20 protein-coding genes are annotated in these 25,409 nt (G+C 69.7%); 13 read left to right on the forward strand and 7 right to left on the reverse strand.

The genetic code is table 11. From position 1 onward, the window contains the following. Positions 1 to 5: 5 nt before the first annotated feature. The 3 genes from ACGFML_RS10330 to ACGFML_RS10340 are packed head-to-tail and all read right to left on the reverse strand — an operon-like array spanning position 6 to position 4,620. Entirely contained in the window at positions 6 to 962 is a 957-nt protein-coding gene (locus tag ACGFML_RS10330) for a hydroxymethylglutaryl-CoA lyase (RefSeq protein ID WP_393542028.1), read from the reverse strand. Then, positions 959 to 2,974, reverse strand: a complete 2,016-nt coding sequence (locus tag ACGFML_RS10335) for a biotin carboxylase N-terminal domain-containing protein (protein WP_393542030.1) — start codon at positions 2,972 to 2,974, stop codon at positions 959 to 961. Before ACGFML_RS10335 ends, ACGFML_RS10330 begins: the two co-directional genes overlap by 4 nt. A gap of 14 nt (positions 2,975 to 2,988) precedes the next feature. Next, complete coding sequence (locus ACGFML_RS10340; protein ID WP_393542032.1) at positions 2,989 to 4,620, reverse strand: carboxyl transferase domain-containing protein; 1,632 nt, start codon at positions 4,618 to 4,620, stop codon at positions 2,989 to 2,991. Positions 4,621 to 4,747: 127 nt separating this feature from the next. On the opposite strand from ACGFML_RS10340, the gene ACGFML_RS10345 reads away from it, so the two are divergent. The 3 genes from ACGFML_RS10345 (at position 4,748) to ACGFML_RS10355 (ending at position 7,584) form a co-directional block, all read left to right on the forward strand. After that, a complete protein-coding gene (locus ACGFML_RS10345; RefSeq protein WP_393542034.1) occupies positions 4,748 to 5,371 on the forward strand; it encodes a TetR/AcrR family transcriptional regulator in 624 nt (207 codons plus the stop codon). A 136-nt stretch (positions 5,372 to 5,507) separates the two neighbouring features. Continuing rightward, positions 5,508 to 6,665: an acyl-CoA dehydrogenase family protein gene (locus ACGFML_RS10350; protein WP_393542036.1), complete on the forward strand. Its 1,158-nt coding sequence runs from the start codon at positions 5,508 to 5,510 to the stop codon at positions 6,663 to 6,665. A 28-nt stretch (positions 6,666 to 6,693) separates the two neighbouring features. Further along, a complete protein-coding gene (locus ACGFML_RS10355; protein ID WP_393542038.1) occupies positions 6,694 to 7,584 on the forward strand; it encodes an acyl-CoA thioesterase in 891 nt (296 codons plus the stop codon). Positions 7,585 to 7,653: 69 nt separating this feature from the next. Here ACGFML_RS10355 and ACGFML_RS10360 read toward each other — a convergent pair whose 3' ends face one another. Beyond that, positions 7,654 to 8,451: a phosphatase gene (locus ACGFML_RS10360; RefSeq protein ID WP_393542040.1), complete on the reverse strand. Its 798-nt coding sequence runs from the start codon at positions 8,449 to 8,451 to the stop codon at positions 7,654 to 7,656. 160 nt (positions 8,452 to 8,611) lie between these two features. Here ACGFML_RS10360 and speB point away from each other — a divergent pair, with 160 nt between their 5' ends. From speB to ACGFML_RS10385, 5 genes are all read left to right on the forward strand, one after another. Next, the gene (speB, locus tag ACGFML_RS10365; RefSeq protein ID WP_393542042.1) at positions 8,612 to 9,589 is read left to right on the forward strand and encodes an agmatinase; all 978 of its coding nucleotides are present in this window, start codon (positions 8,612 to 8,614) and stop codon (positions 9,587 to 9,589) included. A 118-nt stretch (positions 9,590 to 9,707) separates the two neighbouring features. Next, positions 9,708 to 10,952 carry an ATP/GTP-binding protein gene (locus ACGFML_RS10370; RefSeq protein WP_393542044.1) on the forward strand — a complete coding sequence of 415 codons (1,245 nt, stop codon included), beginning with the start codon at positions 9,708 to 9,710 and terminating at the stop codon, positions 10,950 to 10,952. Continuing rightward, entirely contained in the window at positions 10,952 to 11,623 is a 672-nt protein-coding gene (locus ACGFML_RS10375; RefSeq protein ID WP_393542046.1) for an RloB family protein, read from the forward strand. The genes ACGFML_RS10370 and ACGFML_RS10375 overlap by 1 nt, the downstream gene beginning before the upstream one ends. A 110-nt stretch (positions 11,624 to 11,733) precedes the next feature. Beyond that, positions 11,734 to 14,352 carry an N-6 DNA methylase gene (locus ACGFML_RS10380; RefSeq protein WP_393542048.1) on the forward strand — a complete coding sequence of 873 codons (2,619 nt, stop codon included), beginning with the start codon at positions 11,734 to 11,736 and terminating at the stop codon, positions 14,350 to 14,352. Further along, the gene (locus ACGFML_RS10385; RefSeq protein WP_393542050.1) at positions 14,345 to 15,529 is read left to right on the forward strand and encodes a restriction endonuclease subunit S; all 1,185 of its coding nucleotides are present in this window, start codon (positions 14,345 to 14,347) and stop codon (positions 15,527 to 15,529) included. Before ACGFML_RS10380 ends, ACGFML_RS10385 begins: the two co-directional genes overlap by 8 nt. Positions 15,530 to 15,567: 38 nt before the next feature. Here the strand turns inward: ACGFML_RS10385 and ACGFML_RS10390 are convergent, their stop codons facing one another. Beyond that, complete coding sequence (locus tag ACGFML_RS10390) at positions 15,568 to 15,789, reverse strand: DUF397 domain-containing protein (RefSeq protein WP_393542052.1); 222 nt, start codon at positions 15,787 to 15,789, stop codon at positions 15,568 to 15,570. Continuing rightward, positions 15,782 to 16,576, reverse strand: a complete 795-nt coding sequence (locus ACGFML_RS10395) for a helix-turn-helix domain-containing protein (RefSeq protein WP_393542054.1) — start codon at positions 16,574 to 16,576, stop codon at positions 15,782 to 15,784. The genes ACGFML_RS10390 and ACGFML_RS10395 overlap by 8 nt, the downstream gene beginning before the upstream one ends. 187 nt (positions 16,577 to 16,763) lie before the next feature. Between ACGFML_RS10395 and ACGFML_RS10400 the strand changes: the two genes are divergently transcribed. From ACGFML_RS10400 to ACGFML_RS10415, 4 genes are all read left to right on the forward strand, one after another. Next, the gene (locus tag ACGFML_RS10400; protein ID WP_393542055.1) at positions 16,764 to 16,931 is read left to right on the forward strand and encodes a hypothetical protein; all 168 of its coding nucleotides are present in this window, start codon (positions 16,764 to 16,766) and stop codon (positions 16,929 to 16,931) included. Beyond that, the gene (locus ACGFML_RS10405; protein ID WP_393542057.1) at positions 16,931 to 17,263 is read left to right on the forward strand and encodes a hypothetical protein; all 333 of its coding nucleotides are present in this window, start codon (positions 16,931 to 16,933) and stop codon (positions 17,261 to 17,263) included. Before ACGFML_RS10400 ends, ACGFML_RS10405 begins: the two co-directional genes overlap by 1 nt. Before the next feature lie 182 nt (positions 17,264 to 17,445). Continuing rightward, positions 17,446 to 21,036, forward strand: coding sequence for a type I restriction endonuclease subunit R (locus ACGFML_RS10410; protein WP_393542059.1), 3,591 nt, complete (start codon positions 17,446 to 17,448; stop codon positions 21,034 to 21,036). A 4-nt stretch (positions 21,037 to 21,040) separates the two neighbouring features. After that, complete coding sequence (locus tag ACGFML_RS10415; protein ID WP_393542061.1) at positions 21,041 to 21,835, forward strand: M48 family metallopeptidase; 795 nt, start codon at positions 21,041 to 21,043, stop codon at positions 21,833 to 21,835. Positions 21,836 to 21,920: 85 nt separating this feature from the next. Here the strand turns inward: ACGFML_RS10415 and ACGFML_RS10420 are convergent, their stop codons facing one another. Then, positions 21,921 to 23,699: a helix-turn-helix domain-containing protein gene (locus ACGFML_RS10420; RefSeq protein ID WP_393542063.1), complete on the reverse strand. Its 1,779-nt coding sequence runs from the start codon at positions 23,697 to 23,699 to the stop codon at positions 21,921 to 21,923. 181 nt (positions 23,700 to 23,880) lie between these two features. Between ACGFML_RS10420 and ACGFML_RS10425 the strand changes: the two genes are divergently transcribed. Continuing rightward, positions 23,881 to 25,335 carry a sodium:solute symporter gene (locus ACGFML_RS10425; protein WP_393542065.1) on the forward strand — a complete coding sequence of 485 codons (1,455 nt, stop codon included), beginning with the start codon at positions 23,881 to 23,883 and terminating at the stop codon, positions 25,333 to 25,335. The last annotated feature ends 74 nt before the right edge of the window (positions 25,336 to 25,409 follow it).

The raw sequence follows: 25,409 nt of genomic DNA on the forward strand, positions 1-25,409 counted from the left end.
GGGGGTCACTCCTTGTGGGAGAGGGCGCGTACGGTGCGGGACGGGCTGGGACGGCCCAGGACCTCGGCCATCCAGGCGCTGGTGGCGGTCAGCCGGCCGAGGTCGACGCCGGTCTCGATGCCGAGGCCGTGCAGCATCCACACGAGGTCCTCGGTGGCGAGGTTGCCGGTGGCGCTCTTGGCGTACGGGCAGCCGCCCAGGCCGCCCGCCGAGGCGTCGACGGTGGTGACGCCGTGCTGGAGCGCGGCGAAGGTGTTGGCGAGCGCCTGCCCGTAGGTGTCGTGGAAGTGGACACCCAGCCGCGAGGTGGGCACGCCCGCTTCGTTCAGGGCGGCGAGCAGGTGCTGGACGTGGCCGGGGGTGGCGGTGCCGATGGTGTCGCCCAGGCTCAGGTCGTCGCAGCCCATGTCGACCAGCTCGCGGCAGACCCGGACGACCTGGGCGAGGGGGACCGCGCCCTCCCAGGGGTCGCCGAAGCACATCGACAGATAGCCGCGGACGTGCACTCCGGCGTCCCGGGCCCGCGCGATGACCGGCGCGAACATCGCCAGCGCCTGCTCGACCGTGCGGTTGAGGTTGGCCTTGGCGAACGACTCGGTGGCGCTGGCGAACACCGCGATCCGGCGGGCGCCCAGGGCCAGCGCCCGGTCCAGGCCGCGTTCGTTGGGCACCAGCACCGGCAGCCGGTGCGGGTCGAGGTCGCCGAGCAGCGGGAAGAGGTCCTCCGCGTCGGCGAGCTGGGGCACCCACTTGGGGTGCACGAAGCTGGTGGCCTCGACCAGCGGCAGCCCGGCGTCGGCCAGGCGGTGGACGAATTCGGCCTTGATCTCCGTGGGGACGACGCCCTGTTCGTTCTGCAGGCCGTCGCGGGCGCCGACCTCATGGATCGTCACGCGGGTGGGCAGCCCCTCCGAGGGGACCTCCATCGGCAGCCGGGAGGTGGCTGTGCCGGCTGCGGTCATGATGCGCTCTCCTGCTCGCCGTCGGGTGCGGTCGCGGTCTGTCCGGTGCTCCCGGCGTCCTCGTGGGGTTCGACGACGGCCAGGACCTGGTCCATGGCGACGGTGGCGCCCGCGGTGACGTCCAGTTCGGTGACGGTGCCGGCGTGCGGGGCGGCGATGACGTGTTCCATCTTCATGGCCTCCACCACCAGCAGGCCCTGGCCGGCCGCGACCTCGTCGCCCACGGCCACCTTCACCACGGTGACCGTGCCGGGCATCGGGGCGGTCAGCGCGTCCACGCCGTGTGCCCCGGCGGCTCCGCGCAGCGTCGCCGCCACCGGGTCGTGATCCTGGACGTGCCAGGAGTCGCCGTCCCTGCCGAGCCATCGACCGGCGCGGTGGAAGGTGTGCAGCACGCCGTCCACGGTCACCCGTACGACACCGGGGCCCACGGATCCGCCGGCTTCGCCCGGCTGCACGTCGTACGCCACCGGGTCGTGGCCCGGGACCCGCAGCCAGTGCCGGGTCGGGGCGGGCTCGCCGCCGAGCCGGAAGCCGGTGGGCGCGGCGAACGGGTCACGCCAGGCGCCGTCGGCCACCGCCGGTTCCAGCGCGGCCTGCCGGACCGCGGCAGCCGCCGCATAGACCTCGTCCGGCACCCCGACGTCCACCAGGGAAGCCGTCTCGCGCTCCACCAGCCCGGTGTCCAGCTCGCCGGAGACCACGTCCGGATGGGCCAGCAGCCGGCGGAGGAAGCCGGCGTTGGTGGTCACGCCGAGGGTGACCGTCGAGGCCAGCGCGGCGCGCAGGGTGCGCAGGGCGGTCGGGCGGTCCGGGCCGTACGCGATGACCTTGGAGAGCATCGGGTCGTAGAGGCTGCCGACCTCGGTGCCCTGCGACAGGCCGGAGTCGGTGCGCGTTCCCCCGCCCTGCGGCTCCCGCAGCTCCAGGATCGTGCCGCCGGTCGGCAGGAAGTCCCGGGACGGGTCCTCGGCGCAGATCCGGGCCTCGACGGCGTGTCCGGTGAGGCTGATGTCCTCCTGGGCGTAGGGGAGATGCTCACCGGCCGCGACCCGCAGCTGCCACTCGACCAGATCCAGGCCGGTCACCAGCTCGGTGACCGGGTGCTCCACCTGGAGGCGGGTGTTCATCTCCATGAAGAAGTACGAGGCCGGGTCCTTGCCCGGGACGATGAACTCGACGGTGCCCGCGCCCCGGTAGCCGCACGAGCGGGCCGCCTGGACGGCCGCCTCGCCCATGGCGGCGCGGGTGGCCTCGTCCAGCAGGACCGACGGGGCCTCCTCGATGACCTTCTGGTGGCGCCGCTGGAGGGAGCACTCGCGCTCGCCCAGGTGGACGACGTTGCCGTGGCCGTCCGCCAGCACCTGGATCTCGATGTGCCGCGGCCGGTCGATCCAGCGCTCGACCAGGAGCGTGTCGTCGCCGAAGGAGCCGCGGGCCTCGCGCCGGGCGGCGGCGATCTCGTCGGCCAGCAGCGCCTCCTCGCGGACCAGCCGCATGCCCTTGCCGCCGCCGCCCGCGGACGGCTTGAGGAGCACCGGCATGCCGATCTCCCGTGCGGCGGCTGCGAGTTGACCGTCGTCCAGGCCGCTGCCGGAGGAGCCGGGCACCACCGGGACCCCGGCCGCCCGGACCGTCTCCTTGGCCCGGATCTTGTCGCCCATCAGGTCGATGGCCTCGGCGGACGGGCCGATGAAGACCAGCCCGGCATCGGTGCACGCGCGGGCGAAGCGGGCGTTCTCGGCGAGGAAGCCGTAGCCGGGGTGCACGGCCTGCGCGCCGGTCCGGGCCGCCGCCGCCAGCAGGCGCTCGGCGGACAGATAGCTCTCGGCGGCCGGTGCGGGGCCGATCCGTACCGCCGTGTCGGCCTCGTGCACATGCCGGGCGTCGGCGTCCGCGTCGCTGAAGACGGCGACCGAGCGGATGCCGAGGGTGCGCAGCGTGCGGATGACGCGGACGGCGATCTCGCCGCGGTTGGCGACCAGGACCGTGTCGAACATTGACGTAGCCATCCCTCTCATGGAGATCACATCCGGAAGACGCCGTAGCCGGGCGCCGCGCTGTCGCGGGCGGGCAGCGGCGCGTTGGCGCAGGCGGTCAGGGCCAGACCGAGCACCTGGCGGGTCTCCAGGGGGTCGATGACGCCGTCGTCCCACAGCCGCGCGGTCGCGTAATAGGCGTTGCCCTGCGTCTCGTACTGCTCGCGCACCGGCGCCTTGAAGGCGTCCTCGTCCTCGGCGCTCCACTCCTCGCCGCGCGCCTCCAACTGGTCGCGCTTGACGGTGGCGAGGACCGAGGCGGCCTGTTCGCCGCCCATCACCGAGATCTTGGCGTTCGGCCACATCCACAGGAAGCGGGGGGAGTAGGCCCGGCCGCACATGGAGTAGTTGCCCGCCCCGTAGGAGCCGCCGATGACGACCGTCAGCTTGGGCACGCGGGTGCAGGCCACCGCCGTCACCATCTTCGCGCCGTGCTTGGCGATACCGCCCGCCTCGTAGGAGCGGCCCACCATGAAGCCGGAGATGTTCTGGAGGAACAGCAGCGGAATGCCGCGCTGGTCGCACAGCTCGATGAAGTGGGCGCCCTTCTGGGCGGATTCGGAGAACAGGATGCCGTTGTTGGCGACGATGCCGACCGGGTGGCCGTGGACGTGCGCGAAGCCGGTGACCAGGGTCGTGCCGTACTCGGCCTTGAACTCCGCGAAGCGGGAGCCGTCGACGATCCGACCGATCACCTCGCGGACGTCGTAGGGCGTACGGGAGTCGGCGGGCACCGCGCCGTAGAGGCCCGCCGGGTCGAGCTTGGGCTCCTCGACGGTCCGCACCGCCCAGGGGAGCGGGCCGCGCTCGCCCAGGGTGGAGACGATGGTGCGGACGATGCGCAGCGCGTGGGCGTCGTCCTCGGCGAGGTGGTCGGTGACCCCCGAGGTCCGGGCGTGCACCTCGCCGCCGCCCAGCTCCTCGGCGGTGACGACCTCGCCGGTGGCGGCCTTCACCAGCGGCGGCCCGCCCAGGAAGATCGTGCCCTGGTCGCGGACGATCACCGCCTCGTCGCTCATCGCCGGGACGTAGGCGCCGCCGGCCGTGCACGAGCCGAGCACGGCGGCGATCTGCGGGATGCCCGCCCCGGACATCCGCGCCTGGTTGTAGAAGATCCGCCCGAAGTGCTCGCGGTCCGGGAAGACCTCGTCCTGCATGGGCAGGAAGGCGCCGCCGGAGTCCACGAGGTACAGGCAGGGGAGGCGGTTCTCCAGGGCGATCTCCTGCGCCCGCAGATGCTTCTTGACCGTCATCGGGTAGTACGTGCCGCCCTTGACGGTGGCGTCGTTGGCGACGATCACCGTCTCGCGGCCGGAGACCCGCCCGATGCCGGAGATCACGCCGGCCGCCGGAGCGGCCCCGCCGTACATCCCGTCGGCGGCCAGCGGCGCCAGCTCCAGGAACGGCGAGCCGGGGTCCAGCAGGGCGTCCACCCGCTCGCGGGGCAACAGTTTGCCGCGCGCGGTGTGCCGCGCCCTGGCCTTCTCGCCGCCGCCCAGCCGGGCTGCCGTGAGCTTCTCGCGCAGCTGGTCGGCCAGCTCGCGGTGCGCGGCCTCATTGGCCCGCCAGGAGTCGGACGCCGGATCGGCGACACTCCCCAGCACCGGTGCCTGCTCCATCTCTACGAGCCCCCTTGCCCGTCGTCCGGTCCGGTCGTTCGCCCGGTCCGGCCGCTTGAGTTAATGGCCGTTAACTTCATTTCTCCCAGGTTAACGAGCACTAACCCGGCTGTCTACAATTGGCCGTATGAGTAATGCGCATGCGCCCGCCGCGACCAGCCGCCGCGAGCAGATCCTCAAGGAGGCGGCCCGGCTCTTCGCGGAGCGCGGCTTCCACGGCGTCGGGGTGGACGAGATAGGGGCCGCCGTGGGCATCTCCGGCCCGGGTCTCTACCGCCACTTCGCGGGCAAGGATGCGATGCTCGCCGAGCTGCTGGTCGGGATCAGTGAGCGGCTGCTGGAAGGCGGTCGGATGCGGGTCGCGGAGGGCGGCGAGAGCCCCGAGGCGGTGCTGGACGCGCTGATCGACGGCCATATCGACTTCGCGCTGGACGACCGGCCGCTGATCACGGTGCACGACCGTGAGCTGGACCGGCTGCGGGAGGCCGACCGCAAGCGGGTCCGCCAGCTCCAGCGGCAGTACGTCGAGCTGTGGGTGGCGGTCGTCCGCCAGGTCCACCCCGGCCCCTCCGAGTCCCAGGCCCGCGCCGCGGTGCACGCCGTGTTCGGCCTGCTCAACTCCACTCCGCACCTGGGCCGCCCCGGCGCGCTCCCGGGTCGTACGGAGATGGCCCAGCTGCTGCACCGGCTCGCGCTGGGGGCGTTCGGGGCGGTGGCCGCCGCGGAGCCGGCGGGGCCCGTCGGGGTGTAGCCGGCGGGGCGCAGGGGGTGGTCGTCCGTCGACCCCGGCCTCTGGACAGTTCCGGTGACCGGCCGGTAGCTTTCGCCGGGTACAGGAACTGAGCAAGCGCTTAGCCAGTGGTGGCGGTCAAGGAGGCGACGTAGCAATGCGCCGTACGGTGTTCAACGAAGATCACGAAGCGTTCCGCGAGACCATACGCGCGTTCATCGAGGCCGAGGTCGTCCCCGTCCACGACGAGTGGTTCGCCGCCGGCCAGACCCCGCGCGACTTCTACTACAAGCTCGCCGAGCTGGGCATCTTCGGGATCCGGGTCGCCGAGGAGTACGGCGGTGCGGGCATCGACTCGCACAAGTTCGAGGCCGTGATGTACGAGGAGACCGCCCGCGCGGGCGTCTCCTTCGGCGGCTCCGGCGTGCATGTGCTGCTCGGCCTGCCGTACATCCACCTGCTCGCCACCGAGGACCAGAAGAAGCGCTACCTGCCGAAGTTCGTCAGCGCCGAGGAGATGTGGGCGCTCGCGATGACCGAGCCGGGCACCGGCTCCGACGTCGCGGGCATGAAGACCACCGCGAAGCTGTCGGACGACGGCACGCACTACGTCCTCAACGGCGCCAAGACCTTCATCACCGGCGGCGTGCACGCCGACCGCGTCATCGTCTGCGCCCGCACCGCCGCCCCCCGCGAGGACGACCGCCGCTTCGGCATCTCGCTCCTCGCCGTGGACACCAAGTCCGAGGGCTACTCCGTCGGCCGCAAGCTGGACAAGCTCGGCCTGAAGGTCTCCGACACCGCCGAGCTGGCCTTCGTCGACGTCAAGGTCCCGGTCGAGGACCTGCTCGGCGAGGAGAACAAGGGCTTTGCCTACCTCGGCCAGAACCTCGCCTCCGAGCGCTGGGGCATCGCCTTCGGCGCCTACGCGCAGGCCAAGGCCGCCGTCCGGTTCGCCAAGGAGTACGTCCAGGAGCGCACCGTCTTCGGCAAGCCCGTCGCCTCCTTCCAGAACACCAAGTTCGAACTGGCCGCCTGCCAGGCCGAGGTGGACGCCGCCGGCGCCGTCGCCGACCGCGCGCTCGAGGCCCTGGACGCCGGCGAGCTGACCCCGGCCGAAGCCGCCTCCGCCAAGCTGTTCTGCACCGAGGTCGCCCACCGCGTCATCGACAAGTGCCTCCAGCTGCACGGCGGTTACGGCTACATGAACGAGTACCCGATCGCCCGTCTGTACGCCGACAACCGCGTCAACCGCATCTACGGCGGCACCAGCGAGGTCATGAAGTCGATCATCGCCAAGTCCATGGGCCTGTAGGCCGTCCGGCGCGACGAACGATACGTACGTGAACGACGCACTCCGGTCCCTGCTCGATCTGCTCGCCCTGGAGCGGATCGAGCAGGACATCTTCCGCGGCCAGAGCCGCGCGGCGGTCGTGCCCCGCGTCTTCGGCGGCCAGGTCGCCGCCCAGGCGCTGGTCGCGGCCGGGCGCACGGTCCCCGCCGACCGCCCGCCGCACTCCCTGCACGCCTACTTCCTGCGTCCCGGCGACCCCGGCGCGCCGATCGTCTACACCGTCGACCGCATCCGCGACGGGCGCTCCTTCACCACCCGCCGGGTCGTGGCCGTCCAGCACGGTCAGCCGATCTTCCACCTCTCGGCCTCCTTCCAGATCCACGAGGAGGGCCTGGAGCACCAGGAGCCGATGCCGAAGGCGCCCGATCCGCTGACGCTGCCCACGGCGGCGGAGATGCTGCCGCGCTACGCGGACCGGTTCGTGGCGCCGGGCGTCACCGAGCGGCTGCTGGAGGCGCGGGCGGCGGTCGATCTGCGGTATGTGGACGAGCCGCCGTTCGGCACGGTCGGAGAGCCGCGCGAGCCGCGCTCCCAGGTGTGGTTCCGCACCACCGGCTCCCTGGACGCCCCGGCGCCCATCGACCGCCCGCTCCTGGACATCTGCCTGGTCACCTACGTGTCCGACATGACCCTGCTGGACTCGGTGCTGCTCGCACACGGCCGGGGCGGCTGGGCGGTCGGCGACGTCGTCGGCGCGAGCCTGGACCACGCGATGTGGTTCCACCGGCCGTTGCGCGCCGACGAGTGGCTCCTGTACGACCAGGAGTCCCCCACCGCCCAGGGCGGCCGGGGCCTGGGCAAGGGCCGGATCTTCACGGCGGACGGGCAGCTGGCCGTGTCGGTGATCCAGGAGGGCGTGATCCGGGTCCCGCGGGAGTAGCGGCTCCCCGCAGCGTCCCGTCCCGCTCGCGAACGGGACGTCGCGGGCGGGACCGGGGCGGCACGGCCGTCAGGCCAGCCCTGCGGCGTTCAGCAGGTACGCGGTCAGCGGGTCGTAGTAGCGCGGGGTCAGCACGTGGTCGTCCAGCGGGATCGTCACCCGGAGCGTGCCCTCGGCCTCTCCCAGGAACAGCGCCGGATCGTTGCAGTCGGCGAAGCCGATGGCCTCGATACCGCGCTGGCCCGCGCAGCCCGCCCAGCCGTGGTCCGCCATGACCAGGTCGGGCAGCGGCAGGCCGTCCCGCTCCAGCTGGTCCAGGATCACCGCCATCGGCGCGGGGGAGTGGGTGTGCCACAGGCTCGCACCGCGTTCCAGCACCGCCACGTCCGCGAACTGGACGACCAGCCCCTCGTCCACGGCCAGCACCCCCGGCACGGCCACGATGTCGCAGCCCTGGGCGCGCAGCGCCTGGGCGGTGGCCCGGTGCACATCCAGCAGACCGCCCGGGTGCCCGGTCGCGAACAGCACCCGCTGCCCGCCGGCCGCCGCCTTGCGCAGCACCGCCGCCGCCCGGTCCAGCGCGTCCACCGTCAGCTCGGGGTCGATGGTGTCCTGCCCCTGCCGGTGGTGCGGGTCGTCGTTCACCCCGCACCGCTCCGCCATCACGGCGAGCACATCCTGCTCGTCCGTCCACCGCTCGCCCAGCTCCAGCCCCAGCCAGTAGTGGCGGTCACCGTTGGCGAGCTTGCGGTAGTGGTCGAGATTGTTCTCGCGGGGGGTGGCGACATCACCGGCGATCCGGGTGCGCACCAGATGATCGACGAGCTCGGCGCGCGAGGGGGCGGTGGCTTCAGCGGCTATCGGCATAGCGCCATTGTGCCCGTCCCCTTCGCCCGGGGCCGGGGAGTTCCGTACGCCGGACACCGGCCCGCCCGTCGCCGCTGCTGGCCAAAACGTCCAACGCCACCGGCCCGCCCGCCATAAATGTCCATGGGTCGTTCCCGTTCCGCTCCCTACCCTCACCCTCATGACCACCGCAGCCAGCGCATCGAACGAGCCCGTGGGCCCCGTCGACTCCTCCCGCATCCCGCGTTACGCGGGACCCGCGACCTTCGCCCGCCTGCCCCGCCTCGACGAGGTCTCCCGGGCCGATGTGGCCGTCGTGGGCGTCCCCTTCGACTCCGGCGTCTCCTACCGCCCCGGCGCCCGCTTCGGCGGCAACGCCATCCGCGAGGCGTCCCGTCTGCTGCGCCCCTACAACCCGGCCCAGGACGCGTCCCCCTTCGCGCTCGCCCAGGTCGCGGACGCCGGCGACATCGCCGCCAACCCCTTCAACATCAACGAGGCCGTCGAGACGGTCGAGGCGGCGGCCGACGACCTGCTCGGCACCGGCGCCCGTCTGATGACCCTCGGCGGTGACCACACCATCGCCCTCCCGCTGCTCCGCTCGGTCGCCAAGCAGCACGGCCCGGTCGCGCTGCTGCACTTCGACGCCCACCTGGACACCTGGGACACCTACTTCGGCGCCGAGTACACCCACGGCACCCCCTTCCGCCGCGCCGTCGAGGAGGGCATCCTCGACACCTCCGCCCTCTCCCACGTCGGCACCCGCGGCCCGCTCTACGGCAAGAAGGACCTCACCGAGGACGAGAAGATGGGCTTCGGCATCGTCACCTCCGCGGACGTCTACCGCCGGGGCGCCGACGAGGTCGCCGACCAGCTCCGCCAGCGCATCGGCGACCGCCCCCTCTACATCTCCATCGACATCGACGTCCTGGACCCGGCCCACGCGCCCGGCACCGGCACGCCCGAGGCGGGCGGCATGACCTCCCGCGAACTCCTGGAGATCCTGCGCGGGCTGGCCTCGTGCAACCTGGTCTCCGCCGACGTCGTCGAGGTCGCCCCGGCGTACGACCACGCGGAGATCACCGCCGTCGCCGCCTCGCACACCGCGTACGAGCTGACGACGATCATGTCGCGGCAGATCGCGGCGGCGCGGGGCTGATCACTCATTCGGCAGTCTGGGGCCTCGGGGAAGCGATATGTTCCCCGAGGCCAACGCGCTGCCCACCGGCGCCGATGTCAGACCGTACGACTACTCTGAGCGTGGAGAGGAGGACTGTGTGCTGCTGAGATTCCGCGTGGCCAACGTCCGCTCCCTGCGCGAGGAGCAGGAGCTGTCCTTCGTCGTTGCCGACGACGAGCCGAGTGCCGCCGCGCGTCCCCTCGAACTGGCGGGTGGCCGGTCCCCAGGTGTGCTCCCCCTGATCGGCATCTTCGGAGCCAACGCCTCGGGTAAGTCGAATGTGCTGATGGCTCTGGTCGACATGCGCAACGCCGTCCTCAATTCCTACGCACACTGGGCGTCGTACGACGGGGTCCCGCGCAAGGTCTTCGCACTGGACGCCGAGGGCGTGAGTGAACCGAGCTTCTTCGAAGTCGATCTCGTGATCGATGGTGTGCGGTGGACGTACGGATTCGAGTTGGGCGCCGGCCGCGTCGAGGCCGAGTGGATCCACAGCTACCCGCGCGGGCACCGTCAGGTGTGGCTCGACCGAGATGCATCACGAGCCGAGGTATACGAATGGCCCGGTAGTCGCGTCAAGGATCGTGCCCAGCTGGTGCGGCGCACTCGTCCTAACGCCCTGGTGCTGTCCACGGCCGGTACGGACAACCACCCCCAGCTGTCTCCGCTCTTTCACTGGTTCCGCCGCAACCTGTGGCTCATCAACCCGGAGGACGAGCGCGCCCAGCGCGAGGCGTTCACCACACAGGAACTCTCCGGAAACCGGGCCCGCCGGATCGAGGAACTGCTCCGGGTCGCCGATCTCGGCATCACCGGGGCGGAAGTGGTGCAGGACAGTAGAGGGCAGGGGACGGTGAAGCTGATCCACCGTTCCGCCACGGGAGAAGTCGCCTTCGACTGGCAGACGGAGTCCTTCGGTACCCGCTCCTGGTTCGCCCTGTTGGGCCCCCTGCTGCTGGCGCTCGACAACGGTGCGGTGCTTCTCGTCGATGAGCTGGACGCGAGCCTTCATCCGCGCTTTGCCGCCGAGGTCGTCCGGCTCTTCCACGACCCGCACGCCAACCCGAACGGCGCGCAGCTCATCTTCACCTCCCACGACCCGTCCGTGCTCACCACACCCAGCGGCGGTCGTCTGCTGGAGCCGGGGCAAGCCTGGCTGACGGAGAAGGACAAGGACGGCGCGACGGAGCTGTACCCGCTGACCGCCGCGTCCCCTGGGGAGGACGAGGACCTCATGAAGTCCTATTTGGCGGGAGCTTTCGGGGCAGTCCCGTCCCTCTTGGAAGGCCAGATCGCCCGGCGGCTGCTGAGCGCACATGAGTACGAGGTGGAGCAGGACTGATGGCGAGGACGAGGGGGAAGGACTCGCTGGGTCCGGCGAAGCAGCGTGGACGGCGCAAAAGGGTCGTACACGTCTTCACCGAAGGGCTGGTGACCGAACCCGCGTACATCGAGATCATCAGGGAACAGGGTGTCCTGGCCGACCCCACGATCGCCGTCGAGGTGCGCATCGCGAACTCCTCGGCACCGGGGTCCCAGCGCAAGCCGCTCAAGCTGGTCGAGGCGGCGGTCCGGCTGATGCGCGACGAACTCCGCGAGGCAAAGCGCAGCAAGCTGAAGAAGGAGTTTCTGCCGCAGGTCTGGTGTCTCTTCGACCGAGACGAACACGAGGGCATCGAGACCGCGTTGAAGCAGGCCCGGGACGCGGATGTCGACGTGGCCTTCTCGCATCCGTGCTTCGAGGTGTGGCGTCTGTTGCACCACAAAACGGTCAGTGGAACCTTCGGCGGTGTGTGCGGCCAGGCGACAGCCAGGCTGCCGTTCGCGAAGGACGCCGTGAATATCAAGATGGTGCTTCCGGAGCAGATCGCGAAGGGCAGCTACGCAGACGCGAAGAAGCACGCCCTTCAGATGAACGCGCAGCACGGCGACCATGTCTCGCTCATCCATCGTGACCCGTACACCGATGTCTTCAAGTTCGTCGAGGACGGCCTCGGGATCTCTTCGTACTGACGCGTCGGAAGCGCGCCGAGCTGCCCGGCTCATCCCGGAGCAGCCGGATTTCAGTCCGACCCGCGACGGCCGTAGGGTTCCTTCGTCATCTCAGGTCTAGGGAGTCGTACGTGGCCAAGCTCACGCTCGCGCAGTTGGAGCGGCATCTGTTCGCCGCCGCGGACATTCTCCGGGGCACGATGGACGCCTCGGAGTACAAGGACTACATCTTCGGTCTGCTGTTTCTGAAGCGGGCCAACGACGAGTTCGAGGCGGCCCGGGAACAGATCAGGGACCACGCGGCCAAGGAGCTTGGCCTCTCCGGAGAGCTGCTGGACGGCTTCCTGGAGCAGGAGTCCGCGTACAGCGACCGCGACGTGCTGTTCGTCCCGACTAATTCCCGCTGGAGGTGGATCTCCTCAGCCACCCACAACATTACCGAGGACCGGCTGCGCCCGGCCCTCCAGGCACTTGAGGGCCAGAACAGCAAGCTCAAGGGTCTCTTCGACCACCTCGACTTCAACCGCATCGGCGGCTCCGGCGCGGCGGCCGGCGCGGCCAAGCTCGCCGACCAGCGGCTGAAGCTGCTCATCGCCCACTTCGGGCGCATCCGGCTGCGCACGGACGACTTCGAGTTCCCCGACCTGATCGGCGCCGCGTATGAATACCTGATCAAGGAATTCGCGGACTCGGCGGGCCGTAAGGGCGGCGAGTTCTACACCCCGCGTGCCGTGGTCCGCATGATGGTCGAGCTGCTGCGCCCGACACAGGGCATGCGGATCTACGACCCGTGCGTCGGCTCGGGCGGCATGCTCATCCACGCCAAGGAATACGTGGAGGAGCACGGCGGTGACACCTCGGACATGTTCTTCGCGGGCCAGGACGCCAACAGCGGTTCGTGGATCATGTCGACGATGAACATGGTGCTGCACGGAGTACGCCGCTTCGACCTGCGTACCGGCGACACCCTCGCCGAACCGGCGCATGTGCCGAAAACGGATGCCGACCGCTTCGACGGTGTGCTCAGCAACCCGCCGTTCTCCATGGACTACACGCTCAGCGATCTCATGCACGGCGCACAGCGCACGACCTACGGGGCGACGAGCGAGCGCGGCAAGGCCGACCTGATGTTCCTCCAGCACATGCTGTGGGAGACAAAGCGGGAAGGACGCGGGGGTATGACCATCACGGTCATGCCGCACGGCGTGCTGTTCCGCGGGGGCGGCGAGCAGGAGATCCGTACGAAGCTGCTGGACGAGGGCCTGGTCGAGGCGGTCATCGGCCTCGCCCCCAACCTGTTCTACGGCACCGGCATCCCGGCCTGCATTCTGGTGTTGCGTCCGGCGGGCGCGTCGAGCCAGGAGAACGACGAGAAGCCGGTGTTGTTCATCAACGCCGACCGTGAGTACCACTCGGAGCGGGCGCAGAACGTCCTTCTCCCGGAGCACGCAGAGAAGATCACATCGGAATTCCACGCGTATGTGGAGGCACCCGGTGCGTACCAGGGGGTGCCCGGTTTCTCGCGTGTGGTGACCCGCAAGGAGCTGCGCGACAACGACGACAACCTCAACATCCGCCGGTACGTGGACAACACTCCGCCGCCGGAGCCGCAGGATGTGCGGGCACATCTGGTGGGTGGGGTCCCGCGTGTCGAAATCGAGGCGCGGAGCGAACTCCTCGATTCGTACGGGATCGGGCTGACGGACCTGTTCGTGGAGCGGGAGCCGGCGGACGCGGAGTACGTGGACTTCCTGCCGGAGGGGCAACGGCCGGACGCGGCGCGGCTGACGGAGCTGGCCCGCCCGAGGGAGGACGCGCTGCGGGCGGCGTTCGATGAGTGGTGGACGTCGGAAGCCAAGCACGTGGAGGCAGTGGCCGCCGACCCGGTACGCCTTGCGGAGACGACGCCTTCGGAGCGCAAGGCGGCGCTCATGGCGGTGCGGGGCTCATTGATCGAGTCGTTCGTGGAGCGGCTGGGCGAGGTGGCCCTGCTGGACCGCTATGCGCTGGCGGGCGCGGTGGCCGGATGGTGGTACGAGGCGAAGTACGACCTGCTCGCGCTGTCGGAGAACGGGTTCGCGGGGGTTCTGGACGGGTGGGTGGAGAACGTCGAGACGATGCTCGCGCCCGAACAGGACCCGAAGACGCGGAAGTTGAGGAAGCGGACTTCGGCTGAGCGCCGGCAGGCGTATGACCACAAGGTGGTCGCGGCGATTGCCCGGGACTTCCTGGAGGAGCTGGCGGAGGCGGACGCGCGAAAGGCGAAGCTGGACGCGCGCTGGAAGGAACTGAACGCGGAGCCGGAGCCGTCGGGAGACGGCGAGGCGGAGGATGACGCCGATGCGCCGACGCGCGAGGAAGTCGCGTTGAGCGTCGAGCAGCTGGCGGAGCTGGCGCAGGTCAAGAAGGATCGCACGAAGGTGGGCGCACTGATCAAGCGCCTTGAGGCGGACTTCTGGTTCGAGCGCAAACCGAGCGACCAGCTCAAGCTGGGCGAGGAGCTGCCGAGGCTGTTCCGGGCGCGGGAGGCGCTGGATCGGGAGGGTGAGCGCCGGGTGGTGCTGGAGCTGCTGCGGGACGACCTTGTAGGCAAGCTGGACGGCCATGTGGTGCGACGGCGCCGGGAGTTGGCGGAGACGTACGGGACGTGGGCCGACAAGTACGCGGTGTCGCTTCAGGAGATCCGTGCGGGGCGGGAGAAGGCGGCGGAGACGCTGGATGGGTTCCTGGAGGAGCTGGGCTATGCGTGAGCTTCGGTCGGGGTGGACCCTGACTCGGGTGGGCGACCTCTTTGACATGCAGATCGGTAAGAAGCTCAACAAAGAGGCATCGACGGGCTTGGAACAGCACGAGTACGTCACCAACAAGGACGTGCAGTGGAACCGGGTTCATTTCAAGAAGCTGAATCGAATGAACTTCAACGCCGCTGAGCGTGAGCGATTCCGGTTGATCCCTGGCGACCTCCTGGTGACAGAAGGAGGAGAGGTGGGGCGAACAGCCATTTGGGAGGGACAGAGAACGGATTGCTATTTCCAGATGTCATTGCACCGACTGCGTACTCGGGGAGCGATTGAACCGCGTTACATGCTCCACTACATGGCCTACGCCGCTCGGCATGGCCTGTTTGTGGACGGCGTGAGCCAGACGAGCATTGCCCATCTTCCGCAGGACAAATTTGCTGAGCACCTGGTTGCACATCCGGTCGAGTTGGGCGAGCAGCGGCGGATCGTCGAGGTGATCGAAACTCTGTCGGAGCAGGAGCGCGCCATCGAGGCATCCATCGAGAAGCTGAAGGCTACGAAGTCGGGTGCATCGGACGGGCTACTTGACGGGTTTGCTTGGGACTGCACTCTGGCGGATGCGGCGGATGGTGCTATCCGCAACGGATTCTCTCCCGTCGAGAGCGAGGAGTGGACCGGAGTACGGATGCTGGGGCTCGGCTGCCTCACTCCCTCAGGGTTTGAGCCGGTCCAACTTAAGAACGCCCCGTCGTCCGTAACGGCTAGCCATTCTGCCCTGCTGCGGGATGGGGATCTGTTGATGAGCCGCGCCAACACACGAGAGTTGGTTGGATTGGCTGGAGTGTACCGGCAGGTGGGAGTGCCTTGTATCTACCCGGACCTCATGATGAGAGTTCGGCCACCCAAGGTTTACTCGGCGGAATTCTTGGCTGCCGTTCTCATGTCAACTCGTACACGCCGCTACGTCCGATCGATGGCGCAGGGCACTTCGGAAAGCATGGTGAAGATTTCAGCAACGACGGTTCGGGGGATTCCCGTTCCACTGCCGGGCCGCGAGGAGCAGGCGCGAGTGCTTGCAGCCCTTGCGTCTCTGTCTCGTCAGGTGAACGCCGAGACGGAAGAGCTGGCCAAACTACGGAGCCTCAAGCGCGGACTGGTGGACGACCTTTTCGCTTGGGCTGCTTGAGCGGGTGAGCAGCGCCGGCATGGATGCTGCCGGAACCCTCAAGCGGGGAACTCCCCGCCCTTGACGGCTGTGATGAACGAGGACCAACCGACCGTCGGGAAGACCAGCGCGGGGCCGTACGGCGTCTTGGAGTCTCGGACAGGGACACCCGACGGATAGCCGTCCAGGACCTCTACGCAGCTGCCCGATTCGGCCCCGCTGTACGACGACTTGCGCCAGCCGTTCAGCCGGGCAGCGTCCGGGATGGTGTTCTCAGTCATCGTGTCCGTAGTCCTTCGCTGTCGCCCGCATGAGGGCAAGTGACTCCTTCAGCGGCAGTGCGTCGCCTAGTGCGAGATCGTAGACGCTCTGGAGCCGTTGGACCACGGCTGGCGAATCATGCACCTTGCCAATGGACAGCCCCTCCGAATAGGCCACCGGGGGCTGGTCCTCGAACCACATCAGCGTCAGCATCCCCTGCATGAGATGGTAAGCGCCAAGGCTGAGTGGCATCACATGTACACGCACACGCTCGTCGTCGACCAGACGGACGATGTGCATGATCTGTTCCGCCATGACGTCAGGGCCTCCGACGGGGCGAAGCAGCACCGACTGGTCCAGCAGCGCCCACACTACGGGCGTCGCCGGGTCGGCAAGGATCTTCGAGCGCTCAAGCCGTGTGACGACGTGCCTGTCACGTTCTTTGTCACTCCGAGGAGGGAAGACACCACCCAGAACCGCTCGCGCGTACCTTTCCGTCTGAAGAATTCCAGGTACGTGGGACAGCGCGAACTCGCGGATCATTGTGGCTTGTTGTTCGAGTTGCCGCGCAGCCTCGAAGTAGTCGGCAATCGTTCCATCTTCCCCCGGCAGGAAGCTGCTCAGCACATTCCCCGTGTTCAGGGCCTTGTCCAGGCGGCGTGCGTCCTCCCTGGAGGGGGTGCGGCGGCCCGCCTCGATGTGTGAGATGTGCGAACGGGTCATGACTGCCGCGTCGGCCAGCTCCTGTTGCGTCAGCCCTGCCGCCAGGCGTTGTTCCTTGAACCAGTCCCCATAGGTATTACTCATTGCCAACTCCCGTGTGACAAAGGCTTCGTCACCGATAACCCCCTGGCGAGCCTAGCCCGCTCCGTCTCACTCTGTGAGTGGATCGCTACCCAGCGATGCCCCTTCATCGGTCGGCCGTAACCGAGGGCCCCGTGACCGCTGTGGCCGGCGCTCAGGGCGCGGCCATCGGACAAGAGGAGTTGACGACGTGTTGCACTGCATCGCCCGTGTCCTGGAGCCGCTGATGCGGCCCCGGTGGCCCTCCCCGGCGCGCCACCGCTCGCAACAGCGGGCGCGGCGGCGCGCGCTGTGGCCGGCTCTGCACGGCATCGATATCGGGCCCCGCCTCATCCACGGAGTGGAGGTGATCGCGTGATGAGCGCCCAGACGGGCACGGTGCGGCTGCTTCCGTGGCCCGGCCCGGAAGGGAACCCCTGTTACCTGCTGGGCGACGGAACCGGATACGTCTCCCGCGTCGCCGACAACGTCGAGTGTGTGCAGCTCGGTATGGCTGATGAATTGCTGGACCACGCCGCGGACATGCTCGCCGACCGCAAGGTCACCCTCGCGCAACTCCGCTTCCTGACAGCCCGTATGGCAGAGGCGCTGCGCGACGTCCGGCGGATCGCGGAGAGCCGGGGCGCACGGCTCCCCGCACCCGCCTATGAAGGTTTGGACGAGAGCGACGGCCCCGAGTCGGGAGCCTGATCCGGCCCCGTCCGGTCCGCGGTGTTCCGCCCATCGCCGCACCGTTAGGTCCGGGGACGTACCGGCGTATACCCCGGCATGCTCCCGGACCTTCTCGTGCCCCATGCGGCTGGAACCCTCCCACCCGACCCTGCTCAGGCGCAGAATGGATCACCTGAGCGGTCGGCGGAAGGTGTGGGGGCGTGGTGGTGCAGGTGGAGCGGGACGAGGTGGAGCGGCCGTTCGTCGCGCAACTTGAGGCCATGGGGTGGACGCACGTACCCGGCAAGGGAATAGGGACCCTCGACGTCTCGATGCCGCTGCTCACCGACAAGCTCCGGGAGGCGCTGCCGCGTATCAATGTCCGGGCGGCGGACGGTGTGTCCTGGATGGATGTGCAGGACATCCGCCGCTCCATCGCGGAGCTCGCTTCGGTGTCACTCGGCAAGGGAATCGACACCGCGAACTTCGCCGCGACGGACTTGCTGCTCAACGGCCATGTGCTCACCGCCCCCTCCGCCGCGCACGGTGGAGCCTCCGCCACCGTGCAGTACATCGAGTGGCACGAGGACCGGACGGCTCTCAACGACTACACCGTCGTCGACCAGCTTCGCGTGAAGAACCGTGCCGGTGAGGTATCGATACTCGACATCGTTCTCTTCGTGAACGGCATCCCGCTCGTCGCCGTCGAATGCAAGAGCCCTGATCTCGCCGACCCGGTCCGCAGCGCCGTACTGGATCTGCGGCACTACGCCGGCAACCCGATCGACGACGACGAACGGTCCGGGACGGACCTGCCGCTGCCCGGCGGCGTACCGGAGCTGTTCCGGACCGTGCAGTTGCTGGTTGCCGCGACCGGCGAGACCGCGCACCTCGGCACCGTCACCTCCACGCCTGAGCATTTCCACCCGTGGCGCAGCATCGAGCCGGAGAGCGAGCAGCTTCTCCGACAGGAGCTCCGCACCGCCGGCCTGTTGCCGGATCCGCCGCCGGGCAAGAAGCCGGCTCCGCTCGGTGAACAGCACAGGCTCGTCGGTGTCGTCCTGCGTCCCGCCGCGCTCTTGACCGTCGTACGTCACTACATCATCCCGCTGCCCGTCGAGACCGAGACGGGGGGCGTACGGACCGTCAAGGCTGTCGCTCGGCACCAGCAGTACCGGGCTGCCGAGAAGGCCGTACGCAAGTTGCTGACCGGCCGAATCCGTGGCGAGTCGGTCCTCGACGACGAGCGTGGCGGCGTCATCTGGCATACGCAGGGCTCCGGCAAGAGTCTGACCATGACCTTCCTGGTGCGCCGCGTCCATCTGCACCATCGGCTCAGCGAGTTCATGGTCGTGGTGGTCACCGACCGGACCCAGCTGCAGGAGCAGCTCTCCGGCACGCTCAAGCTCAGCGAGTCCGACGTCGAGACCGCCGAGACCCGCACGCAGATGGAAGGACTGCTCCGGGACGGTGGGCGCCGGGTCGTCTTTGCGATGATCCAGAAGTACGGGGGCGGGCTCGCCTTTGCCGGGGACTCCGGAGGTGATGGCGATGACCGCGATCTGGCGGGGGAGTACAAGGACGCCGAACAGGTCAGGAAGCGCAAACGAGCCGAAGTTCCGCCACCTGAGCCGGACTTCCCGGAGTGCAATACCTCGCCCGACATTCTCGTCCTCGTCGACGAAGCCCACCGCTCGCACACCAGCGTGCTGCACGCCGGCCTGCGCAAAGCCATCCCCCGGGCCGCGAAGATCGGTTTCACCGGTACGCCGATCATCACGGGGCGGGAGGAAGACACTCGGCGGATCTTCAGTGGCGGCGCCGACGGCGGGTTCCTCGACACGTACCGGATGGAGGACGCGGAGCACGACGGCGTCGTCGTGCGCATCCGCTACGAGGGCCGCACCGGTGAGGGAAAGGTTCAGGACAAGGACGGCCTGGACCGCGACTTCGAGGATCTGATCCGCGACCGTACGGCCGAGGAACGGGCCGCTCTCATGCGGCGCTGGCCCACCGAACGGGATGTCGCCGAGTCGCGGCCGATGATCCGCGCGAAGGCCGAGGACATGCTGGAGCACTGGGTGTGCTGGGTGCTCCCCAGCGGGGGATTCAAGGCACAGGTCGCGGCCGTCAGCCGCAAGGCGGCGGTGGAGTACCACCATGCGCTGCGTGAGGCGCGCGATGCGCTGCTGGCCGACCTTGTCGACTTCAAGCCGGAGTCGGTCGAGGGGATCCCGGTGGACGAGCTTCCCCGGCGCCTGCGCTACCACTTCCTGGCCCACCAGTACCGTTCGCTGCTGCGGCGCATCGATTTCGTTCCCGTGATCTCGCCAGGTGCGGAACGCAAGCAGCGAAAGTGGCTGCACTGGACCGATGCGGTACGGCAGAAGGCGTATATCCGGCGTTTCAAGGAAGAGGCATTTCCTCATCTGCCGCCCGAGCCGGACTGGGTCGTCGCGACCCCCTTCAACCCACCTGCGCACGACGTGCCCGCGCCGGAAATCACCGGGGCCGACACCCCGTGGTCGGGCGCGACGACGGCCCCGCAGCCGGCTCTCGCGAAGCCTGCTGTGCCCGACCCCGTACATCCCGAGAGTCCCGTCGCCTTCCTCATCGTGAAGTCGATGCTGCTCACAGGCTTCGACGCCCCGCGGGAGCAGGTTCTCTACCTCGACCGGCCGATCCGCGACGCCGAGCTGCTCCAGGCTGTCGCCCGCGTGAACCGGCCTGCGCCGGGCAAAAAGGTTGGCTATGTCGTCGACTACTACGGCGTCTTCGAGCATCTCTCCAGCGCACTCGCCGAATACCGCCAGGCCGATGTCAGCGACACCATGCGCAGCCTGTCCGAGGAGATCGGAGGGCTGGAACCGGCCGCCGACGAGGTGCGTGACTTCCTGCTCCGGCAGGGCATCGAGGAGACCGACCTCACCGATGCAGCCCGGCTGCGGGCCGCCGTCCTGTCGTTCGAGGACGAGTCCGTGCGGTTCGAGTTCGACGAGGTGCTGCACGAGTTCCTCGCCGTACTGGAACGTGTGCTGCCGCACGAAGACGCCCTGCCGTACGTGGCGGACGCGCGGCGCTGGGGGCTGCTCCAGAAGCGCATCAGGCGCCTGCACCGTGATGCCCCGGGCGGCACGTTCACCATGCGCCGCTACGGACGCAAGGTCCGTGCCATGATCGCCGATCACTTGGAGGGACCGGAGATCGAGCAGGCCATCCCGCCCGTCTCGCTCACCTCACCGGCCTTCGACGACGCGGTGCGCCGCCTGCCGCCGCGCGAGGCCGCGGCCGAGATGGGGCACGCCCTGCGCTTCCACCTGGAGGAACGGGTCAAGCGTGAGGACCCCGAGCGGTACGAGAGGCTGTCCCAGCGCCTGGAGGAGATCCTGCGTGATCTGCCGGGGCGTTTCGAGGAACAGATCGAGCAGTTCGGCAAGCTGATCGAGCAGGCCCGGCAGGAAGACGAGGAAGACCCGGCCCTGGCGGGGCTCGGCCCGCTGGAACAGAAGGTCTACCGACTGCTGGCCCAGCTTCTGGAAGACAACACCGGCGTCACCCGGGGTGGGCAGGATGCGCGGCCGCTGGTCGGTGCGGTGTGTGACAGCGCCGCGCGCACCATGGGTTCGGCCTCGTACCAAGGCCAGCACCAGGACCTCAACACCCTTGCGAACGGGATCCAGATGCAACTGATCCAGGGTGGGCTCAGGCCGGCAGTCGCCGACTGGGCGCCGCTTCAGAGCATCGCGCAACGGCTCGCCGCTTACGCCGAGGACAACCGTCAGCAGTTCCTGAGAAGGGCACGGGGAGAATAGACGGGTGACCGCGCCCGCTTCCCAGAATCTCGCCCCACCGCTAGCCGAAGGTGATCAGCTCACCGTCGACGGTCTGCTGTTGCGGGTTCGTGCCGGCGCGCGCCGAAAGCGGTTCGCGCTGACCGTGGAGCCCGATGCGAGCCTCACCCTGCATGTCCCCGAGGGACGTCCCTCGAGGGAGGCGGAAGACTTCGTGCGAGCGCATAGCGCCTGGGTGAGGTCGAAGCTCGGAGTGCGGGAGCGGACGCGTCCACTGAATCCCGCCAAGCGCTTGATCGAAGGCGAGGTGTTCCGGTATCTCGGGCGGACGTATCGGCTGACGGTCTCGGACGACGTGTCCGCCGACGGACGAGTACGCCTGATCGCCGGGCGCCTGATGCTCGGGACGGCCGAAGCCGAGGATCCAGGACGCGGTCGTGCGGCTCTTGTGGACTGGTACAGCCGGGCGGGGTGTGCCTGGGCAGCAGGCCGCCTTCAGCCATGGGCAGCCCGCATGGCGGTGTCCGAGCCTTCGCTGGAGGTGTGCGATCTCGGTCAGCGCTGGGGCTCGTACAAGCCGGGGGATGACGGGCAAAGTCGTGGCCGGATGAGCCTGGGTTGGCCGTTGTTCCAGCTCCCGATGCACCTGGTGGACTACGTCATCGCTCACGAGTTGGCTCACGTCAGGGTGCCCGGCCACCGTACGGACTTCTGGCGGCTGCTGGGGCTGGCACTGCCTGAGTTCGAAGTGCGTCGTACAGAGCTGGACGAGCTCGGCCGGCGCATGTGGATGGGCGAGATCGCCGCTGACAAAACGTGATCCCGATGAACGTCCCGAAGGGGCTCGGGCGGTCATCCCGATAACGCTCGACCGTGGCACTACGCCATGCCGATCCTGTGGCGCGTCAATCCCGTGGCACGCCGCTGTCGAGCGTCCGCAGCGCGAACCACAGTTCCATCCGCACGTCGGCGTCGCCGAGGTCGGTGTCGAGGAGTGCGGCGATCCGGGCGATGCGCTGCCGGACGGTGTTGCGGTGGATGCCCAGCGCGATCGCGGTCCGATCCCAACTGCCGTGCAGCGAGAGCCAGTGATGGAGGGTGGTGCGGAGGGTCGGGGTGCCGGCCAGCGGGGCCAGCAGGGCCTCGGCGTGCTGCCGGGCGTCGTCGGGGGCGATCAGCGAGGTGATGCTGTGGCGGCCGGGGGTGTGGTGGCGGACGAGGGAGGTGCGGTGGGCGAGGGCGCGGCGCAGGGCGGTCGCGGCGTGCCGGTCGGCGGCCGGTAGCTCCTCGACGGGGACGGGCGCGCTGACGCCGAGCGTCCAGCCGGGGTACGCGGTGATCTCGTGCCCCTCGGGGACCAGGGCCCGTAGCGCGGAGGGCGTCGCCGTGCCCGCGTGCTCGGGGCTCCCCACGTCCTCCGGGCCCTCCGCGCTCCCCGCGGGCTCCCCACCTTCCGTACCTTCCGTACTTTCTGCGCCTTCCGGGCCCTCCGCGCCCGGCTGCTCCGGCGCCGCCAGTGTGGTGCCCAGCGCCGCGGCCAGCGCGCTCGCCGGCTCCGCCGTCTCGCGGCGGCGCCGGGCGTGGACGACGCTCCACCGGGGGTGGCCGAGGAGCGGGGCGACCTCGGCCGGACGGGCGCCGAGGAGCAGCCGGACCAGGGCCGCACCGTGCCCGGCGGCGACCGGGCCGGGTCCGGCGGCGGGGCCGGTGATCAGGGACAGGAGTACGGCGGCGACCCCGGCGATGGTGTGCGCGGGCGGGGCGTGCGGATCCGCGGCGACCACCAGCGCGAGCGGAACGGGGTCTCCCGTGTGCAGGGGTGTCCCGGTCCCCCCGCTCGAGCGGAGCCGGGAGTGGGGGAGGAGCCGAGAACCGGGGGAACGGTCCGCGGCGCGGCCCGTCAGCGCGTACGCGGACAGGTGGGTGCCGGGCAGGGTGTCGGTGGCCGAGGACGGGCCGGCGCCGCCTCCCGCCCCGCTGCCGGCTCCTGACCCGGATCCGGATCCGGTCCCGTCCTTGCCCACGACCTGCGCGAGCCGGCCCGCCGCGGCGCGTACCGCCGCGGTGGGGGCGGGCCCGGCGGTGGCGTGTGCGGTGCCGTCCGGTGACAGCAGCGCGGTCCAGCCGTGGACATGGCGGGCCAGGGCGCGCAGCACGGCGGACGCCGGGTCGGGTCGGGCGGCGGCCGCGGCGAGCGCGCGCTGGGCCTCGCTGAGCCGGGTCAACTCGCGGTGCCTGGCCTCCGTCACGGCCTGCCAGACGGCGCTCTCCACGGCGGTGAACGGGGTGCCCGCCGAAACCTCCACGAGCGGCAGTCCGTGCCGGTCGCAGGCCGCCACCAGGGCGCGCGGGACGGTGTCGTGCACCGGGGCGATCCCGAAACCGAGCGCGGCGGCTCCGGCCGCCACCGTGCGGGCCGCATAGCCGTCGAGGTACGCGTCGAGCGCGGCGTCGGAGTCCTCGCCCGCGCCCCCGGTCACCTCGGCCAGATGCACCCCCGCCGTCAGCAGGAGCTCGCCGCCCAGGAGGTACGGCACCGGATCGGCCATCTCGGAGGTGTGCACCCAGTGGATCGCGACGCCCTCGCGGGGACCGGCGATCTGACGCAGCCCCAGATCCGTGCGGGCGAGCAGATCCGTCAGGAGGACCGGCGGGGTGGAGGGTGGGGGGACCGGGTGCGGCATGTGCGAACCATCCACATCGGAGGGCGGCGGAAGGCGGAAACGTACACTTCAGCGTCGCTTTCCAGCCACCTAGGGTCAACCCTCAGGACGAGGCGCTCGGCGGGACCCCCGCTCGCCGAGCGCCCGTCGCTCCCTACGCCACACCCCCTCTCCCCCTTGGCGCAGCTGGAAGGGATGGCCCATGGCTGTCGACTACGCGGTGATCGTGATCTATTTGGCCGGAATGCTCGCCATGGGGTGGTGGGGAATGCGGCGCGCCACCTCCAAGAGCGACTTCCTGGTCGCGGGGCGCCGCCTCGGCCCCGCGATGTACTCCGGAACCATGGCGGCGATCGTGCTCGGCGGCGCCTCCACCATCGGCGGCGTCGGACTCGGCTACCAGTACGGCCTCTCCGGGGCGTGGATGGTCTTCACCATCGGACTGGGACTGCTGGCGCTCAGCGTCTTCTTCTCGGCGCGGATCGCCCGGCTGAAGGTCTACACCGTCTCCGAGATGCTGGACCTGCGCTACGGCGGCTCCGCCGGCCTGATCTCCGGCGTGGTCATGTGGGCGTACACCCTCATGCTGGCCGTGACCTCGACCATCGCCTACGCCACCATCTTCGACGTCCTCTTCGGTCTCGACCGCACGGTGTCGATCGTCCTCGGCGGCGCGATCGTCGTCGCGTACTCGACGCTCGGCGGCATGTGGTCGATCACCCTCACCGACATGGTCCAGTTCGTCGTCAAGACGATCGGTGTGCTGCTGCTCCTGCTGCCCATCGCGGTGATCAAGGCGGGCGGCTTCGCCGCGATGAAGGCCCAGCTGCCGCACGACTACTTCGCGCCGCTGGGCATCGGCGGCCAGACGGTCTTCACCTACGTCCTCATCTACTCCTTCGGCATGCTGATCGGGCAGGACATCTGGCAGCGGGTGTTCACCGCGCGCAACGACAAGGTGGCCCGGCTGGGCGGCACCGCTGCCGGTACGTACTGCCTGGTGTACGCGCTCGCCGGCGCCGTCATCGGCACCGCCGCCAAGGTCCTCTACCCCCATCTGGGCAGCCCGGACGACGCGTTCGCGACCATCGTCAAGGACTCCCTGCCGGTGGGCGTACGGGGGCTGGTGCTGGCGGCGGCGCTCTCCGCGGTGATGTCCACCTCCTCGGGCGCGCTGATCGCCTGCGCCACGGTCGCCAACAACGACATCTGGGCGCGATGGCGCCCCGCGGGCCGGCGGACCGGGCACGACGAGGTGGCCGGCAACCGGGCGTTCATCCTGCTGATGGGCATCGTGGTCGTGGTCGTCGCGATCTCCCTCGACGATGTCGTCGCGGCGCTCACCGTCGCCTACAACCTGCTCGTCGGCGGGCTGCTGGTGCCGATTCTGGGCGGGCTGCTGTGGAAGCGCGGCACGGGGGCGGGCGCCCTCGCCTCGGTCGCGGTGGGCGGCGTGACCGTGGTCGCCCTGATGCTCACCCTCGGCGTCCTCGCCAACGAGCCCGTCTACTACGGGCTGCTGGCCTCGCTGCTCGCCTACGTGGTGGTCAGCCTGGCCACCAAACCCACCGACGCCGCGGTACTGGACGCCTGGCGCGCCCGGCTGGCCGGCACGCCGGACACCGAGGACACCGCAAAGAGCCTGTCCGGCGTCTGAGGCGCCACCGCGTCGCGCCTCCCGCAGGATCGGGAACGAGCGGCCGTCGGGCCGCGCACACGCACAACGAGACG

It is taken from the genome of Streptomyces sp. NPDC048650 (assembly GCF_043199095.1).
Classification (GTDB): domain Bacteria; phylum Actinomycetota; class Actinomycetes; order Streptomycetales; family Streptomycetaceae; genus Streptomyces.